The sequence below is a fragment of the Paraglaciecola hydrolytica genome (assembly GCF_001565895.1).
Lineage (GTDB): Bacteria > Pseudomonadota > Gammaproteobacteria > Enterobacterales > Alteromonadaceae > Paraglaciecola > Paraglaciecola hydrolytica.
In genome coordinates this window covers 28322-46368 of record NZ_LSNE01000020.1, presented here as the reverse complement: position 1 = coordinate 46368, position 18047 = coordinate 28322, and the positions used below count along the sequence as shown (strand labels likewise).

Below are 18047 nucleotides of genomic sequence, written 5' to 3'. Positions count from 1 at the left end.
CAACTTACCTGACTGTTTTGCCAACCTTCAGGTAAGTTTAGTGGAAGGTTATTGTGCCAAGGGTGTTATTTGATCCAGCCGTTTTGTCAAAGGATCGGATTTTACAACCGCCCCTTCAGCATTAAATTCAATCACTTGTTCATTGTTAGAGTTAAACCATGCTTCTTGTCCTTCTATTGACGGATTACCCAGCTTCGCAAAATTGACCCACGCATCATGCATGACTAACGATACCTGTTTATCTGCTTCACTCCAATCATCGGCATAACGTGCTGTGCCGCTTGCAAAAACAAAGGGTATTTCACTGGCGTGATACGCGCCGTCGACCTTACCTTCTAAACTGGTAGGTACGTAGGTGAAGCGATAAAACCACGTGGCTTGACCCACTTTACTAGTTTGGCGTGCTAAAAAGCGCGCAGGCTCCACAAAACTGCGATCCCCAAAAATCATAGAACCTAAAAAGGCCATATTAACCTGTTCGTTTTGCTCAGGAACAAAGGGCTGGTACGCCGCTAAAAAAGCATTTGGATCAGAGGCTTGCGCCAACGCGCCTTTAGCAATCATCTGTGCGGCATTCGGATTGTAGTCTTTCAAAAAACCCCATTCGAAGTCGTTACTGCCAACAAAGTAGGGAATTTTCATTTGATGACCGGCTGTAAAACCACTTTCGTCGTCCTCTATCACCACCTTGCCATCGATCATCGGCCCGCTATAAGTGGGAACATTCGTCGAGGCCATATTTAAACCACTTAGGACTTTTTCCACCGGTAAAGCACGCAGCTCCGCCATGGCTTGTTGACCTTCACTGTCTATTCCAACACTCGTGGCAAAGGCCACACCAATTTGCTCGGCAGAAGGTTTAGCCCCTTTACCCTCTTTGTCCAAATACACCACTGAACCATTCGACTCACTGCGACCGCCGCCAGACTGCACAATGGCTTTATGAAACAAACCTTTCGCCTTTGGCGACAGCATCATCACATTAACCGAACGTCCACCTGCCGATTCACCAAACAAGGTCACGTTGTTGGCATCGCCACCAAAACTAGTGATATTATTTTTTACCCACTCAAGAGCGGCAATTTGATCCATAAAACCATAATTACCTGTGGGTCCATCAGGGTTTTCTGCACTAAGTGCAGGATGGGCAAAAAAACCAAATCGTCCAAGGCGATAATTCAAACTGACAAAGACCACACCAGATTCTGCAAAAGCTTGTCCGTTATACACTGACGGTGATGCCCCACCATTAACAAAACCGCCACCGTGCAGCCATACCATAACGGGCAATTTGTCTTGGTCAGCGGTGTTTGGCGCCCAAACATTTAAATACAAACAGTCTTCACTGACCGGTTCACCCAGTGGCGCTGCATCACCTGGAAAAGGAATTTGCATGCAGTCATTACTGAAATGATTGGCATCTTTGATGCCTTGCCACGGTGTAACCTTTTGCGGAGGCTGCCAACGTAGTTCGCCCACCGGCGCTTGGGCGTATGGAATACCTAAATAGCCTCTTACTGACTGAGCAGCACCTTGTAGTAATGTACCTTTTACTAAACCGGCTTCAGTGTTCACAAGTAGTGGGTCAACGCTGGCTTCTTTAGCCTCACAAGCTAATAAACCGAGGCTCAAACAAAGTAAGATGATGAAACGAGTCGAACGAATTTGTTGCATAGTGGTTCTCCTAGACAAGCGTCATTAGTGACTAATGGCTTATCTGTAAAATGATAAATGCAGATCGGCATAGCAACCAATCTGCATGTTGTTTTATTACTGCTGCTTAAAACCAAGCGGTTTACGGTTTGATAGCCAGGTCTTTTGGCAGACTAAAGCGGGCGCTTTGCAGAATCTCCCGTGAAGATTTACCTGCTTTAAGCACGTATTCACCGCTTTGTGCTAGCCACATATTATGCTCTTGATCGAATGAGCTCAGATCTCGTGCACTGAGTTCAAAGCTAAGTACTTCGGATTCACCTGGTTGTAACAGTGTGGTTTTGGCAAACGCGCGGAGTTCACTTTCAGGTTTGACTAAGTTAGTTTGTGGCGCTGAAACGTAGACTTGCACCACTTCTTTACCTGCCACCTTACCGCTATTTTTAACCGTGATTTGCGCCACAATTTTATCGCTAAATACCTGACTACTTAATGAGATGGCAGAATACGTAAAGTCGGTATACGACAAACCAAAACCAAAGGGATACGCCACCTCAACCTTTTGGGTATTGAAATAGCGATAACCAAGCATGATGCCATCGTCATAAGTCACCTTAGCTGGCACGGTTTGCATCATGCCTTCTGGCTTTGCCTCAGGGTCAAGCACTGTACCGGGAAACTCTTTCGCGGCGGGATAATCAGGTAAATCGAGTGGCCAAGTATCGGGCAATTTTCCTGAAGGATTGGTGTGGCCCAGTAACAGATCAACAATGGCATTGCCCGCTTCTTGACCGGGTTGGTAGGCCAGTAAAATGGCATCGGCTTTATCTTGCCAACTGGCCATTTCAATAACGCCACCTACATTCAAAATCACCACCACAGGCTTGCCCTGTTGACGAAATACACTGGATACCATGTCGAGCATGGCGCGCTCTTGCTCGGTTAAATAAAAATCACTTTGCTGGCGATCAACAAACTCACCTGAACTACGACCAATGGTCACAAGAGCAGCAGAATATTTTTGTGCCGATGCGTGCAACAATTCCTGTTTTAAGCCGAATTCCACTAAGGCTGGTTTTGGCATAAAGGCTGCGAGTGGGTTATTCGACACAGGACGTTTAGCGTTTTCTGTTTTTATATGGGCTTTGTAGGCCGAAGCGAGTCCGGTTTCAAACTCAATTCCCGCTTCTTTTAAGCCGTCTTCTAACGTAACCACATAAGCTTCATTAACATCACCACTGCCAGTGCCACCGATGAGCACATCAAACGAATGATTACCAAACAAGGCCAATGACTGTTTATCGCGTAATGGCAAGGTTTGAGCATTATTTTTTAATAGCACCATGCCTTCTTCAGCAACCGTTTTAGACAGTTGGCCGTGTTTGATTAAATCAGGCTTGTTGTTGTAGGCATATTGGCTAAATGCGGGGCTAGCCTGCACCAGTTGCAAAATGTTTTTTACATTGCGATCAAGTTTTGCTTCATCCAATTTACCGCTTTTAATGGCACCGATGATCATACCTTCTTGATAGTCCATGCCCGGCATGAGCAAGTCGTTGCCCGCTGCCATTTGCTCGGCTGCATCTTTGCCGCCAAACCAGTCAGTCATGACCACGCCATCAAACCCCCATTGGTCACGCAAGACCTCAGTCAGTAAATAGGCGCTCTCAGAGGTGTATTCACCGTTAACTTTGTTGTACGAGGACATGACTGTCCAAGGTTGACTTTCTTTGACCGCGATTTCAAAACCCCGTAAATAAATTTCACGCAGTGCACGCTCATCAAGTTGTACGTCAATAGTGTTGCGGTTCCACTCATGGTTATTGGCTACAAAATGCTTAAGCGATGTGCCCACCCCTTGTGATTGGACGCCGCGCACCATGGCAGCCGCCATTTTACCGCTGAGTAAAGGATCTTCTGAATAATACTCAAAGTTTCGACCGCCTAAAGCAAAGCGATGAATATTCAGCGCAGGGGCCAACAGCACATCTACCCCATACTCTTTTGATTCTGCCCCAATAGCCTGCCCCACTTGTTCAACAAGGGACAGATCCCAGCTTGAACTTAATAAATTAGCGATAGGAAACGCGGTAGCATAATAGGTATGATCTTTGTCATCATCACGAGTAGGTGCAATACGCAATCCCGCTGGGCCATCAGCCAATACAATAGAGGGAATGCCTAAACGCGGAATAGCGTAAGTGGTACCCGCTGCACCTGGCACCTTATCTTTGGTTTGACCAACTGTTGGGCCACTGTCGCCCATATTCATGCCGGTGCCACGAACCAGTTTGACTTTTTCTTCCAAACTCAAGGCTTGAATCACTTCATCTAATGAGGCCTGCCCTAACTTTGGTGCGGTAGTAGCCAATGCAGGTAACACGGACATGGAACTTGCCACAAACAACGAGAGCCATATTGCTCGAAAAGCAATTGATTTGGGTTTATTGGCTTTTATATTTCTTATCATATTGAGTTACTCACCCTGAATTAATTTTATAGACACTATCTTGTGTTACGACGATTGATTCTTCATTAACGCAAAAAGCTCGCCTGACATAGGCGAGCAATTTTTAATTACTTTACTTAGAACTCTAAGCCGAACCGAACCCCTGCAGTACGCGGGTCAGAGAAGGTAAGCGTACCGTCAGCTAAGCCCGGAAAAGCGGGGCCAAAAGAAGCGTTTGATACGGTTAGCTCGTCTTCGATGTTTTTCACATAGGCTTGTACATACCAATCACGCTCTGGCGCACGGTAGGTTAACGCCACATCGGTTTTATGGAATGAGGGTTGCACAAATTGCGAAACAGAACTGGTAGATAAAATAGAATATTCATCACTCCAGCGACTTGAAATATCAAACTCGATGTCCGCGCCATTTCCCAGCTCAAAAATATGTTGATAACTGACGATGGCGGTATATTCCGGTGAGCGGTTTAATTTTTCGCCCTTTAGATTAACCGTGTCGTTAAGCTGGTAATCGGTATATTCGGCATTCAGCCACGTTAAGGCCACATTGAGTTTGTCGTAGGCGGTAATATAATAACGCGACTCCAGTTCAATGCCGTCCACCTCTGCTTTACCGGCGTTACTAGTGACTTGACAAGACCCACCACAGATTTCAGACACATTGCTTAACTGTAAGTCTTGGTAATCATAGTGAAACACGTTAATAAAGGTTCGTAAGCCGTTGTCCAATTCTAATTTTAGGCCCAGTTCGTAGGCGGTTAAGGTTTCTGGATCATAATAAACCGCTTCCTCGGGTAAGGGACTATTACAATCTTGCATTCCTTCAATACAACCATCGTTAAAACCACCTGCTTTGTAGCCAGTAGATATCAAGCCGTATAATAAAATATCGTCGTTAATATCGTAGTCTAGGCCCAATTTCCAGGTGAGTTCATTGTAATCAACTTCGGCATTGTTTAACGAATCTGGAATCGGATTGGTCACTGGGTCATAGGTAAAATTCAACTCTTCTTCAAGCGTCACGTGATTGACTACTGCACCGACTCGAGACTTCTCGTCTTGGGTGTAGCGAGCGCCCGCGGTTAAGCTAAGTTTGTCACTTAAATCAAAGCTGCCTTGGCCAAATATGGCAACAGAATCTGATTTTGTAGGATCTTGAGGAAAGCCAAATATATAACCGTCTTGGCCTTCTTCACCTTGGTAAATTAAAAACTTAATCGCAGATTCTTCCGAAAAGGCATAAATACCACCCTGTAAATTCATGGAGTCGGTTGTATAAGTAAAGCGGAGCTCGTTTGAACTTTGCTCATAGTCACCATGAAACAATTGTGGATTGCTGATATCGATGATACCAAAAGGTAGTACCACACTACCCAAATATCCGGTAATGTTATCTTCCCGGCGGGTAAACTCACGGTAAGAGCCAAGGTAGGTCATGGTAAGTTGGCTATTGATTGTCCAATTTAACTCAGCCATGGCGCCCCAAGTTGAATTATCGTTGGTTCGTTGCATCGTATCCTGCCAACTCACCGTTCTTAGTTCATCAGAACTTTTTTGGTCTGCGATATAAGTTGGATTTACGCCTTTGCCACTTTCTGGTGGAAAGGTATTGAGCACATCGTAAAAGTTTGAAAGTTTAACATCGCTGCGCGCACTACCCTCAATCGAAGAGTAATCACCTCTAACGAGTAGCGATATATCATCACTTAGTTCAAATAAGCCACTAAGACGGGCTGACATATTATCTTTACCGGGATCAATGTCATAAGCAGATTCGGGATGTTTATTTAAATAGGTATCTCGTCTGTCTACATTGATTGCAGCTCGAATAGCAGCTTTATCGGAAATAGGCACATTTAACATGGCGGTCGCTTGGCGGCGGCCATAATCACCAAGGGTGGCATCAAAAGAGCCGTACATTTCATCAATGGTAGGTTTGGCAGAAATAACGTTGACCAATCCGGCTGTGGCATTTCGACCATATAAAGTGCCTTGTGGACCTCGTAGTATTTCGACTTGGTCTAAATCAAAAAATGACACTTATTGCGCTTGAGGTCTGGCGATGTAGACGCCGTCTTGTAAAAACGCAGCTGAAGGGTCACCTTTTTCAGTGTTGTCCGTACTCGACACACCACGAATAGTAATTTGCAAACCACTTGAGCCAGCACGATCTATTGAAATATTCGGCGCTTGGTCTTGTAAATTAGTTGGATCAGTAATGCCTGAATCAGCCAAGGCTTTGGCAGACAAGGCCGTAACCGCTGCAGACGTACTTGATAAGTCGGTACCTGTACGAGTTGATGAAACGACAATCACCTCTAGATTTTTAGGTTTTTCAGATTGTGTTTCTTGCGCGTAAGCCGCTGGAGTAGCAGCCATAAAAGAGGCACAAGCGCTTGCGATAAGGGTGCTTAATAGTGTTTTTTTAGGGTGATTCATAAACCTTTCCAATAGTTATTCTTTCACAAAATAATCAGCTGTTTCACTGGCTCAACCCTGAAGTTTTCACTTCGAATCAATCAACAGCTGATGATCATTTTTATCGATTACCCAACTCAGCATCGTACAGTGACTTCAAATCCGAATAGTGTTGTGTGTTCTCGTCTGCTCTAAAGCAGCAACGAGAAGAAATGTAATTGATTACATTTTTCACTTCAAACTTATTAACACTTAAAAATCACAACAATTACACTAAATTAACAATAAATATTTTCAATAAAATACACATTACTATTATTTAACAATAACTTAGCAACATTTAAATACTTAAAAATACAACTAATGTTCAACTATGCTAAATTTAGATACAACATACCGGGAGAGCTGATGCCGTAAATTTGTAATCGATTACAAATTTACATTAAGCCTCGGTAATGGGTATAATGCTGCGGTAGAATTATTGAAATGATGTAAATTATGGCCAATATAAAAGAGGTGGCGTCACTAGCGGGCGTGTCGGTAGCAACGGTATCGCGGTATTTTAGCGCGCCCGAAAAAGTATCTAAAAAGAACACGGACAAAGTCATCAAAGCCATCGAACAACTTAATTACAAACCTAACTTATTAGCCCGTAACTTTACCCAATCACGCTCGTATTCCATCTTGGTAATGGCACCTCTGGCTAACCCTTTTTTGCTGGATGTTATTCAAGGTATTCAAGAAATTGCGCGCATAAAGGGCTATACCGTGTTGTTAGTAGACCCTCTTGAAGCGCCAGACGATGAAAATAAATACTACAGCATGTTAGAAACACGGCTTGTTGAAGGCATCATAGATTTTAAAGTACAAAAGCGTTTAAACAAAAAACATGGAACACGCATCGATAATATTGTGACCCTTTGTGATTATGTTGAAAATAATCCCTCACCAGTGGTTACAGTTGACGATGTTAAAGCTGCCGAAAAGCTAGTTGACTACTTAGTATCCTTAGGTCATCGTCATATTGGCTGCTTAACCGGTTTAGATTTTATCCATGCCACTCATCACCGTAAATTGGGTTATCAAAACGCTTTACAAAAGGCAGGCTTACCACTATCAAACAAACTGATGATTAATGGTGACTTCTCAGTGACAAGTGGTCTTAATGCCGCCAAAGAATATGCCGATATGCAGCCCCGCCCAACGGCTATTTTTTGCATGAATGACAAAATGGCCATTGGTATTATCCAAGGCTTAAAAGCCGAAGGATTGAGAGTACCTGAAGATATTTCCGTAGTGGGTTTTGACGATATAGAGTTCGCTAAATATTGCGATCCGCCCTTAACCACTATTCGTCAGCCCGCCAAAGAATTAGGCTCTAGTGCGATGAAATTGTTGTGTAATTTAATAGAAGGTAAGTTTGATCCAGAAACAGTATTACGCCCTTACTTTTTGCCCACCGATTTAATTGTGAGGGGCAGTACTTGTGCAGTGAAATAGCAGCAAGCACCTGAGTATATTCACAATATTTTTGCAATATGGTCACGCCCTACCACGCAATCCAGAAATACAAGTGGCTGCAATGACAAAGCCCAAAGACATGTAAAAAGCGAGAGAAATAGTGCTCATCAGAGCTTGGTTGTTTTGTACCGAAAAAGTTTGATCGCCTAGATAATAATGCACCATCAAATTCACCATACTCATACCAAATAAATTACCGATAGTGCGAGATAGGTTCATTGAAGAAGATGCCACACCTAATTCATTTTTAGATACAGATCCCATAATCGCGTTATTGTTGGGTGTCGAAAACAAACCAAAACCAATCCCTAATATTAATAAAGATCCGCTAATGTAGGCCGTGCTTGAGTCTACTGACAATTGCGACAAGATTAAAAAGCCAAAAGCCACAATCACGCATCCCATAGTGGCGATTAAACGAGGTTGTATTCTGTCCGAAAACTTACCTGCTAAGGGTGCCATGATTGCCATTGACACGGCTTGCAACAGTATAATTTGCCCTGCATGTGCAGGGCTAAAGCCTTTGATATATTGCAAATACAGACTTAACAGAAAGGCTAATGAAAAATTACTAGCATACATTAAGAATGAAGTGGATAAAGACATACTAAAAACACGACTTTCCAGAAACATTTGTACCCGGATCAATGGCCTACGACTCTTACTCTGATGGACAATAAATAGGCCTAAACAAAAAATCGATAGTGCTAACAAGAGTATACCGATTAAATCAGGTAGGTAACTCAAGCCAAATACCAAACACACAGCAAAAAGTGAGAAAAGAGCCGTGCCCCACCAGTCAAATCGTGTTTTTTGCTCACTTTTCCATTCGCCATGTAAAAACAGCTTAATTGCTAGCAACAAACACAGCACTAAGGGTACTTGCGAATAAAATACCGCACGCCATCCCCAAATTTCGGTTAACCAGCCTCCTATCGCTGGCGCTATACTCATACCAATGTATACACAAGCTGCAGAGATCCCTAAGGCGACACCCCGTTTTTTATTGGAGGTAACCGAGGTAAGAATGGCCACACCCACGCCAAATATCATTGCTCCGGCTGCGCCTTGCACAAATCGCCAAAACAGCACCCATTCGATTGAACTTGCCACCGCACACATAAACGACGCTACAGCATTTAAGCCTAAGCCAAATGCGTAAACACGTTTTCTACCATAGTTGTCGGCAATTTTGCCACAAGGCAACATAAACATAACGCTACTGAGTAGATATAAAGTAGGCATCCAACCCACCATTTTTGCACTGGCATGTAAATCTTGGGCAAGATCAGGAATAGCGATATTTACTGCAGCCATGCCCATAGGACCTATAAAAGATCCACAACAAACAATAATAAGGGCAATAGTTGTGATGGGGAGTTTAAACAAAAAAGTAAATCCTTAAATTTGTAAACTGAAGACTAACAAATCATACGTTAACTTAAGTGCTCATGCCGGGATTCATGGCTAACAAATACCTTTAATGACAGCACTAAGTCTTTGTAAAACGAGTTTCATTTGATTATTAAATAATTGCAAAAGCTAAGCTAAAACATTTCCGCCACAAAAAGCTGAGATTCGCCGCTTGAATAACAAACCATAATATATTTTTTGGCAAGTCAGTACTACGTAGCTAGGTTATTCCGGCTTACTAACTCCGAACGTCCCAGTAACCAAGCTTTTAATAACAATTTTACAATGCTCGGGCTCGCAACTTTCATCACGTTTAAATACCGATTCGCCTTACGCATTATACTCAATCACAGCGCATCGAACGGCTCTCAGTTCATTCATTAACGACTCATTCCAGGTAAATACACAATTATAAAACGCTAGCATTTAGCATAAGTAAAATGGGCTTATCTGACTAATCAGTAATTTGAATACCTTAAATCGTTGGAACTAATAGGCAGAGAACACTTGGTTAAACAAAATTTAGATTAAAGGGGCAGATCACGTTTTATTGCCCGAAATTGCCACAAAAACCACAGACTGATTTAGCTTAGTGCGAATCCCCGTCCTACACTTAATTCAATCCAATCTCAGGAAATCGAATATAGCGTTGTTACGGATATCAACTGAAAGCCGCAAAAGCATTAAAAATGGACTTATAAATATCGGGGTCATAAATATCGGGGTCAGATAACGATTATCATAAATATCGGGGGCAGATAACGATTATCATTAAATATCGGGGTCAGATAACGATTATCATAAATATCGGGGTCAGATAACGATTATAAATATCGGGGGCAGATAACGATTATCATAACCAACACTCAATAATCAGCATAAATAAAGCGAGAAATCTCCTATACTTTTACCGATACTTTAAAACTCAAGGAAGAGACATGAGTCGCTTACCCCGTATTTGCCCTCTCAATGTGCCACAACACATAATTCAAAGGGGTAATAATCGCCAAATTTGTTTTAAGTACGAACAAGATTATGCTGTTTATCTAGGTTGGCTAAAGGAATATTCTTTGCAATATAAGGTAGATGTTCATGCTTGGGTGCTGATGAGTAACCATGTGCACTTGCTTTGTTCCCCCAGAACTATCAATGCTATTAGCAAAATGATGCAGGCACTAGGCAGACGATACGTCCGTTATTTTAATTCAAAATATCAAAGAACCGGCACCCTTTGGGAAGGTCGCTTTAAATCATGCTTAGTGCAAGAAGAAACCTATCTTCTGAACCTTTATCGCTACATCGAATTAAATCCAGTGCGAGCTAATATGGTCGATGATCCAAGTCAATATTTATGGTCTAGCTACCAAATTAACGCCTTAGGTAAAATTTCAGAACTTTGCTGTGTTCATCCACTTTATTTAGCCCTTGGTAATAACACAACGGAAAGACAAGCAAATTATCGGGTACTTTTTAAAACTCATGTGAAGGGAAAAATGCTAGATGAGATTCGAGCCGCAAGTCATTCAGGCATGGCATTGGGAAATATAAGATTTAAGCAAGATTTAGAAACCTTAACGGGGAGGCGATTACACAAGCTGCCTCCGGGAAGAAAACCGGGAAATCGCAAGTTGACTGTTTAATCTTTATCTGACCCCAATATTGATCGACCCCAATATTGATAGTTTCTTGAGTGATAAGCCCACTCGCACCTAAAATTGCAACTTTAATTATTGCTGCAGATCACATGACTTATTTCCTAAAATAACGTAATTAAAATGATGGGTGAGTCAACTAGTGCCACAAAAAACCGGAAATTCTGCGGTTGAATAACAATCCTGAAAATACTTTTTCAGCTAAGCGGTGTTGTCTACTTACTGCTCCCCAACACACATGTAATGGCAGTAAATGTTCTTCACGTCGGTGGTTATTTCGCGCAGCCGGTGCGGCCTCCCAATTTATCAGTTGCTGTGTTACTTCTTGCGAGGTGCTGTTTACCAAAGTATGACAAAGCCAGTCGTCAAATTGTTGATTGTCCTCCTCACTGCCTTGGGAGTAATGAAAAGACATACCAGAACCTATGATTAACACCCCCTGCTCTCGCAACGGAGCAAGAGCTTGCCCCAAGGCGATATGCTGGGCGGGATCAAATGACTGCAACAATGACACTTGAACCACGGGTATATCTGCGTTTGCATACATCAACATTAATGGCACAAAGGTCCCATGATCAAATCCACGCAAAGGATCTAATCGGCATTCAATACCTTGCTGATTTACAAGTGTCGCTATTTTTTCTGCAAGATCGGGATTACCGGCAGCAGGATATTGGTACTCATAAGTTTCTGCAGGAAATCCACCATAGTCATAAATCATATGGGGTTGAGAACCTGAGGATATCGAGGCTATCTCGCTTTCCCAATGCGCACTTATCATTACTATGGCTGTTGGCTTAGGCAGTATATTGGGCAGTTCTTTTAAAAAGGAAATTAGTTCTTTATGCCCAGGATCCCCCAACAGTGGCATAGGTCCGCCACCATGAGGAATGTAAATAACTGGCATTAAGTCTTTACCCACAGAATTAGTCCGCACTGACATGAGATTGACCTCTGCGTTTAACAAAAATATTAATCAGTAATAGCGCTAATACCAAGGCTGGAACGGCATTCGCTGCTGTGTCATACACCACATGAAAATACATGGCGCCAAGCATAATGCTAAATAAACCGGCACTGGCATATATACTAGTTCGGCGTAACCATAAACCTACAGCACCCGCTAATTCAGCAGCGCCAATAAAATAACCAAACCAAGCTGGTAAGCCCATGGTCGCAAAGGACATATGCATTTGCTCTACGCCCGCTAATTTTGCTAAGCCTGCAGCGGCAAACGCCGCACTCGCTAAACCTAAACTGATCCACAATACTATTTTCTTTGTTTTGTTCATGATTGACTCCAAATAAAATTTACAACTGGCTGTTATTAAGTTGCATAGAGTTTATTGGAGTAACATAATAAAAAATATTGAATCTATTTTAACAACTAGTAAATTTTTAATTTATATCTTTAGGGTTACTATGAAGCTTGATCAACTGACTATGTTTCAATCTGTAGCTGAGTTAGGCTCCTTGCGCCAAGCCAGTGAGAGCCTGCATAAAACCCAGCCCGCCATAAGCCAAGGCATAAAACAATTAGAAAGTATCTTGAACGTTACCTTGTTTAACCGTTCGGGTTATCGGTTAATATTAACCGCTGAAGGCCACGTGTTATATCAGCATGCCTTGCGGGTATTAGATGAGGCTAATGCTTTACGTAATATGGCGCGGCATATTAACTCAGGCAACGAAACCAGCATTACTTTAGCAACTGAGGCATCCTACGACTTAAAAGGTATTATTCCCTTACTCGCCAAGGTACAAAATCAATTTCCTGATACCCAAATCGTACTAAAACAAGAGTATTTGACGGGCGCCTTAGAGGCTTTACATCAACAAAAAGCCACCTTTTGTTTATCACCGATTAATCCTGAGTTTCTGCAAAATAGTCAAGTAGAGATGCATGCTTTAAACACAGGACGGTTAGTCAATGTGGCATCGCCGCAATTAGTCGCCCGTCATCCCGAGCTAAGCACTAGCACTGAATTAATCAATGAATATCAAATTGTGGTACAAGATTCAGGCAAAGGTTCACTTAATAAAAACTGGGGCGTACAAGATGGGCAAAGATGTTGGTACGTCAATGACTTCGCTACTAAAAAAATGCTGATTGAAAGCGGCATGGGCTGGGGTAAGTTACCCTATCACCAAATACAAAAAAGCCTCGAAAATGGCACACTGCTAGAACTATCATTAAGCGACGTCGAAAACACTGTGACATTTGACTACTACATCATCAAAAATAAAAAACAATTATTGGGCCCCGTTGCACTAACCTTATGGGAGCAGTTTAAAGCCTATACTTTCAATACCTAAGATTGAAAAAATGACTAGATGCTTGTGTTTGCAAACCTGCCCTTATGCACATGCTTACAAAACCTTATTATCAGCCATTTTTATATAGAAAGCTTAGATAGTCTTAGCTTATCCCTCGAAGTGGCTTCGCACATCTAGGCTATCAGCTAAAATGTGCGAAGTAGGTCGTGGTTATTTTTACCTATCCAATTGCTTAAGATGAAGTTTCACATAAGCTTTTTATAATTTTTCTAGCATGATTTGCGCCCGTATCAACATGGATATCAATCATAGGCTGGCCTTTAAAATGTTGCATAGATTTATGTTGAGCTTCGATGACAACTTTATCTTCATTAAAGGTAAATCGCGTTTGCTCCACCACTTTTTGCTTGATGTTTTCAATATCAGTTTTAGGATTAGTTGCTATTGTCCAAAAGTAGTGGCTTGTTTCTTCTGTTTCTGGGGTAATACAATGCAAACCTCGCATATGAAAACCTCCACGGTTTGGAGCAGTTACTTGTTCGCTATTCGCATCTATACCACCGGTCCATATTCTTAAATGTGACGGACAAAACTCGATTTCTTGCCAGCGGTCAATTTTTCCCTTAAACGGATAAGCAGCAATGTAAGTAGGAGGTGGTGTTGAATTTGGCATATAACGTTTAACGGTGACGGTTTCACCTTCGGTTTCAACCAACATTTCAGCGTTCATATGTGTTTTAGCATCTCCTCCTATGGTTTTAAGGTGGACATACCCTAAATGACTTAAATCAAGTAAGTTATCGTGGATCAATTGATAAGGTGCTTCATAATGAAACATTCCACCGTCATACACATAATCTGGATGTGCATGATAAGCGTAGCTAGGTGGCGCCTTATCTGGGGTAGAACCCTGCTCTGAACCAAACCACATCCAAACAAGATCATCTTGTTCTATTACCAAATAAGGCTCTACTTTAGCCTTTCTTGGTACCTTTTGTTGACCTGGCACTTCAAGACATTTCCCTTGACCATCAAACAAAAGTCCATGATATCCGCAGCGAAGTCCGCCCTCTTCAATTGTCCCCATCGACAAAGGCAATTGACGATGACAACAACGATCCTGAAGAGCGTTTACTTGACCATCCAAAGCACGATATAAAACAATAGGATGGTTTAACAAAGTCCGGGCAATTGGTTTGTCTGTTAACTCTTTACTTAATGCCGCGAGATACCACCTATCTAAAGGAAAAGGCGAATTAGCCTTTGTTGCTACTAGTGTATCGGTGCAAGTCGTCATAAGGTTCTCCTAAAACGTTTCTTAATTTATAAGTCTAGGGTGAGTGAGTCACTTAATGCTCTAGAGCAGCAAGGAGTAAATTGGTTGTTTTGCGCCTTTTCTTGGGCGCTTAAGAACGTATCTCTGTGATCGGGAATACCGCAAGTCACAGCCGTAACACAGGTACCACACACTCCCATTTCACACGACATATCGATTTCAACTCCGGCATCTTCAATGGCTTCAAGCGCCGTTTGATCAGATTCAACCTGAATCTCTAAACCTGAGCGAGTTAAAATGAGTTTAAATGGCTTATCTGTGCCATCTGTGGCTAAGGGTTCAGCTTTAAAATTCTCTTTATGAAGATTGCCTTCTTGCCATGAATTGGCTCTTGCACAATCAAAGATATAATCCATATAGCCCGAAGGGCCACAGGTATATAGATTTGTACCCGGTGTAAAAGCACCGATAATTTGTGTCACGTCTTTTTTGTTTTTGTCGGAGAAATGGAAGAAAACCTTTGCAGCAAAGGAGCAACTTAGCAATTGCTGATAAAACGCAGTATTAGCCTGTGACTTGCTGTGATAATGAAGTTCGAAGTCTATTCCGAGCCTATCTAATTCTATCGCCATTGACATAATAGGCGTGATCCCTATCCCACCCGCAAACAGTAATACCCGTTTACTGGTTAAATCTAATGGAAATAAATTACGTGGTTCAGAAATACTTACGGTATCTCCTATGGCAACGTTATCGTGCAATGCGACTGAACCACCTCTTGAATTAGGATCCTTTAAAACCGCAATTTTGTAAAACTCATGAGATTTAGGATGATTGATTAACGAATATTGGCGAGTGAAATTGTCACCAAATTTCATATCAATATGACTACCTGCTTCAAACTCAGGCAAGCAATCACCGTTTTTAGGGGCTAACTCAAAACTAACAATATTGGCGGTTTCAAGGGTTTTACTGCGGATTTGCACATCAAACATCACTTTTTACTCCAACTAAGCATAAGGCCTTAGGCGTATATTGCGCCAAACTAGTTGACATATCAACTAGTTTATTAATAATTTGTTAATTTTAAACTTCTCAAACTAGTGTTTGCGCTCCTTTAAGTCGCTCTGATTTTTGCGATATCAGGTGAAAGTGTTTGCATGTACTACAACAGCAAGTAAGCTTTTAAGCTCAATCAATGACAGGATAAAAGATGCAAGCTTATAAAGACGATTCAGCTAAAAGGCAATTAGACCTAGAAAAATACATACCCGCTTTAGTGACCTCTTTATCTAATAAGCTTTCTGCGGGAGCTTCCAACTGTTATCGAAAATATTTTAATATTGGAGTTATCGAATGGCGTGTATTAGCCATGCTAAAAGTAGAGTCTGATATCTCCGCCAATCGGATCTGTCAGGTCATTGGACTGGATAAAGCCGCGGTAAGCCGCGCTTTAAAGCAACTACAAGCTTCAGGGCTGGTTAGCTTTATTAAAGATAAGCTGGATGGACGTTCCTCATCTATTCATCTCACTCACCAAGGAGAAATCCTGCATGACAAAATACTTACTGTAGCTTTGGCTAGAGAAAAATTACTGTTAGAGGGGATTTCTGAAGCAGAATTAGAAGTACTTATCGAGGTGCTGCTCAAGTTGAATAAAAACTTACAACAGGTTAACGCTTTTGAGCCAATAATTGGTTTTTAGTGCTTTAAGTTTTGTTATGGCCAACTTTCATCGTTTGAAGGGTCCTAAAGTAACTCTAATAATAAATACCTACCACAACAACAGCCAGATATCATTGTCGGCGGCAGTACTGCAGCCGTAACAGCAAAAAATGGTGTGCAGCAACTACACACCATTAATAAAGCAGAGAAACGTTAAATGGGTTGAGCCAAAGCAATCATACTGTCACGCATGATGCCCATATGCTCTTGCTTATCGCCGCCTTCTATTTCGATTTGCGCCAAACGGCCAGAGTTTTCAACTACCATGCGACAGCGTTCCCAGCGACGGTTTTGAAAGGCTTCTAAGGCTGTGTTTAGGCTTGTTGATTTTCCTAACTCTTCAGCCAATACAATGGCATCTTCAATACCGATACACGCGCCTGAAGCCAAATGTGGCGTTGTAGCATGTACCGTGTCACCAATCATTACCACACGATTTTTATACCAGGGAGCGGGTACTAAAAGATTCTCTAAGGCACGAAAATCAATCAGTGACTCTTCATTTAACATGCCTGCCAATTGCTGAATCATAGGTGCTGGGAAGGTCATCATCAGGGCTTTGAGCTGAGTTAAATATTCAGCACGCTCTACATATTGTTTGTCTTTTTTATCTTCAGTCAAAAATAGGTACATTTGATCTTTAGACATGGGGTTAATACCGACTTTTAAATTAGGCCCTACCCACATCATGGTATTTTTGACTTCTGGTAAGCGCGGCAATACCGCCCGCCATACACCTTGACCAACATATTTTGGTGTAGCCGCTTCAGGAAATACGGTTTTGCGCACTTGTGAGAATAAACCATCGGCGCCGATAACTAAATCGTAGCTGGCTGTCGAGCCATCTGTAAAAGTTACCTCTACACCATTTTCATGTTGTTTGATGTCGGTAAAAGTACAGCCCAACTTGACATTAGCGCCCGACTCTCGGGTTTTATCAGCCAGTATTTTAGCTAATGCAGGTCGCATGATCGCCCCAGATTTTGGGATGTTAGGATCACCAATTAAGGGGGTAGGAATATGTGCTAAATGCAAACCATGCGGGGCATGAATATCTAAACCAGAATGAGCGCTACCTTGTTTTATAAACTCATCAAGTATACCTAAAGTATTAAAAGCTCTGAGCGTCGCGCCGCCAATACTGATACCCGCACCATCTGTGCGCCAATTAGGATCAATCTCAACGATATCCGTTTCAATGTTGTGTTTTCTTAACTCAATGGCTGCCGTCATCCCCGAAAAACCACCACCGATTATCAAAACTTTATTCACACATGGGTTCATAAGTTGAACTCCTTAATTGTTGTTAGGCTTATCCAAATTTCTTGTTGGGATGAAACCTCTAATGGGATCTTACTCAGCTTTTGCCCCTTACACGGGCCTTGTACACAATCGCCATTGTCTATTTCAAACAAGGCACCGTGGGCTGCACACACAATATGGGCACTGGCACTATCGAGATAGTGATGCCGCTTCCACGGTAATGAGGTGTCGTTGTAGTGCGGGCAAATATCCACATAGGCAAACAGTTCGTTGCCTTGGCGCACGATAAAAAAGGTATCACTGCCCGAATGATTGGGGTCGAAACCTTTTGCTTGCCCGTCGGCAATGTCACTGACATTGCCTAACCATAACTTACCCAT

15 protein-coding genes are annotated in these 18047 nt (G+C 42.2%); 4 read left to right on the top strand and 11 right to left on the bottom strand.

The features are described from left to right. Positions 1-48: 48 nt before the first annotated feature. The 4 genes from AX660_RS21805 to AX660_RS21790 form a co-directional block, all read right to left on the bottom strand. Positions 49-1674, bottom strand: a complete 1626-nt coding sequence (locus tag AX660_RS21805) for a carboxylesterase/lipase family protein (protein WP_068382143.1) — start codon at positions 1672-1674, stop codon at positions 49-51. 121 nt (positions 1675-1795) lie between these two features. Then, entirely contained in the window at positions 1796-4042 is a 2247-nt protein-coding gene (locus tag AX660_RS21800) for a glycoside hydrolase family 3 C-terminal domain-containing protein (RefSeq protein WP_201027487.1), read from the bottom strand. A gap of 197 nt (positions 4043-4239) precedes the next feature. Then, the gene (locus tag AX660_RS21795) at positions 4240-6162 is read right to left on the bottom strand and encodes a TonB-dependent receptor (protein WP_068382135.1); all 1923 of its coding nucleotides are present in this window, start codon (positions 6160-6162) and stop codon (positions 4240-4242) included. After that, positions 6163-6561, bottom strand: coding sequence for a TonB-dependent receptor plug domain-containing protein (locus tag AX660_RS21790; protein WP_068382133.1), 399 nt, complete (start codon positions 6559-6561; stop codon positions 6163-6165). Between the two features lie 477 nt (positions 6562-7038). Between AX660_RS21790 and AX660_RS21785 the strand changes: the two genes are divergently transcribed. Continuing rightward, positions 7039-8040 (top strand): LacI family DNA-binding transcriptional regulator, encoded by a 1002-nt coding sequence (locus AX660_RS21785; protein WP_068382131.1) that lies wholly within the window; start codon positions 7039-7041, stop codon positions 8038-8040. Between the two features lie 42 nt (positions 8041-8082). Here AX660_RS21785 and AX660_RS21780 read toward each other — a convergent pair whose 3' ends face one another. Further along, positions 8083-9435: an MFS transporter gene (locus AX660_RS21780; RefSeq protein ID WP_407669422.1), complete on the bottom strand. Its 1353-nt coding sequence runs from the start codon at positions 9433-9435 to the stop codon at positions 8083-8085. A gap of 977 nt (positions 9436-10412) precedes the next feature. On the opposite strand from AX660_RS21780, the gene AX660_RS21775 reads away from it, so the two are divergent. Continuing rightward, on the top strand, positions 10413-11114 hold the full coding sequence (locus AX660_RS21775; protein ID WP_068382128.1) for a transposase: 702 nt from the start codon (positions 10413-10415) through the stop codon (positions 11112-11114). Positions 11115-11265: 151 nt separating this feature from the next. Here AX660_RS21775 and AX660_RS21770 read toward each other — a convergent pair whose 3' ends face one another. Then, the gene (locus AX660_RS21770; protein WP_068382122.1) at positions 11266-12069 is read right to left on the bottom strand and encodes a DODA-type extradiol aromatic ring-opening family dioxygenase; all 804 of its coding nucleotides are present in this window, start codon (positions 12067-12069) and stop codon (positions 11266-11268) included. Next, positions 12053-12418, bottom strand: coding sequence for a DoxX family protein (locus AX660_RS21765; protein WP_068382119.1), 366 nt, complete (start codon positions 12416-12418; stop codon positions 12053-12055). Before AX660_RS21765 ends, AX660_RS21770 begins: the two co-directional genes overlap by 17 nt. Positions 12419-12548: 130 nt before the next feature. Here AX660_RS21765 and AX660_RS21760 point away from each other — a divergent pair, with 130 nt between their 5' ends. After that, the gene (locus AX660_RS21760) at positions 12549-13442 is read left to right on the top strand and encodes a LysR family transcriptional regulator (protein ID WP_068382118.1); all 894 of its coding nucleotides are present in this window, start codon (positions 12549-12551) and stop codon (positions 13440-13442) included. Between the two features lie 193 nt (positions 13443-13635). Here the strand turns inward: AX660_RS21760 and AX660_RS21755 are convergent, their stop codons facing one another. Continuing rightward, a complete protein-coding gene (locus tag AX660_RS21755) occupies positions 13636-14700 on the bottom strand; it encodes an aromatic ring-hydroxylating dioxygenase subunit alpha (RefSeq protein WP_068382116.1) in 1065 nt (354 codons plus the stop codon). Between the two features lie 26 nt (positions 14701-14726). Next, positions 14727-15674 (bottom strand): PDR/VanB family oxidoreductase, encoded by a 948-nt coding sequence (locus AX660_RS21750; RefSeq protein ID WP_068382114.1) that lies wholly within the window; start codon positions 15672-15674, stop codon positions 14727-14729. 218 nt (positions 15675-15892) lie between these two features. Here AX660_RS21750 and AX660_RS21745 point away from each other — a divergent pair, with 218 nt between their 5' ends. Beyond that, positions 15893-16384, top strand: a complete 492-nt coding sequence (locus AX660_RS21745; protein WP_068382112.1) for a MarR family winged helix-turn-helix transcriptional regulator — start codon at positions 15893-15895, stop codon at positions 16382-16384. A gap of 173 nt (positions 16385-16557) precedes the next feature. On the opposite strand, the gene AX660_RS21740 is transcribed toward AX660_RS21745, so the two are convergent. Next, positions 16558-17688 (bottom strand): FAD-dependent oxidoreductase, encoded by a 1131-nt coding sequence (locus tag AX660_RS21740; RefSeq protein ID WP_068382110.1) that lies wholly within the window; start codon positions 17686-17688, stop codon positions 16558-16560. Next, positions 17685-18047: a Rieske (2Fe-2S) protein gene (locus AX660_RS21735; RefSeq protein WP_068382108.1), complete on the bottom strand. Its 363-nt coding sequence runs from the start codon at positions 18045-18047 to the stop codon at positions 17685-17687. Before AX660_RS21735 ends, AX660_RS21740 begins: the two co-directional genes overlap by 4 nt.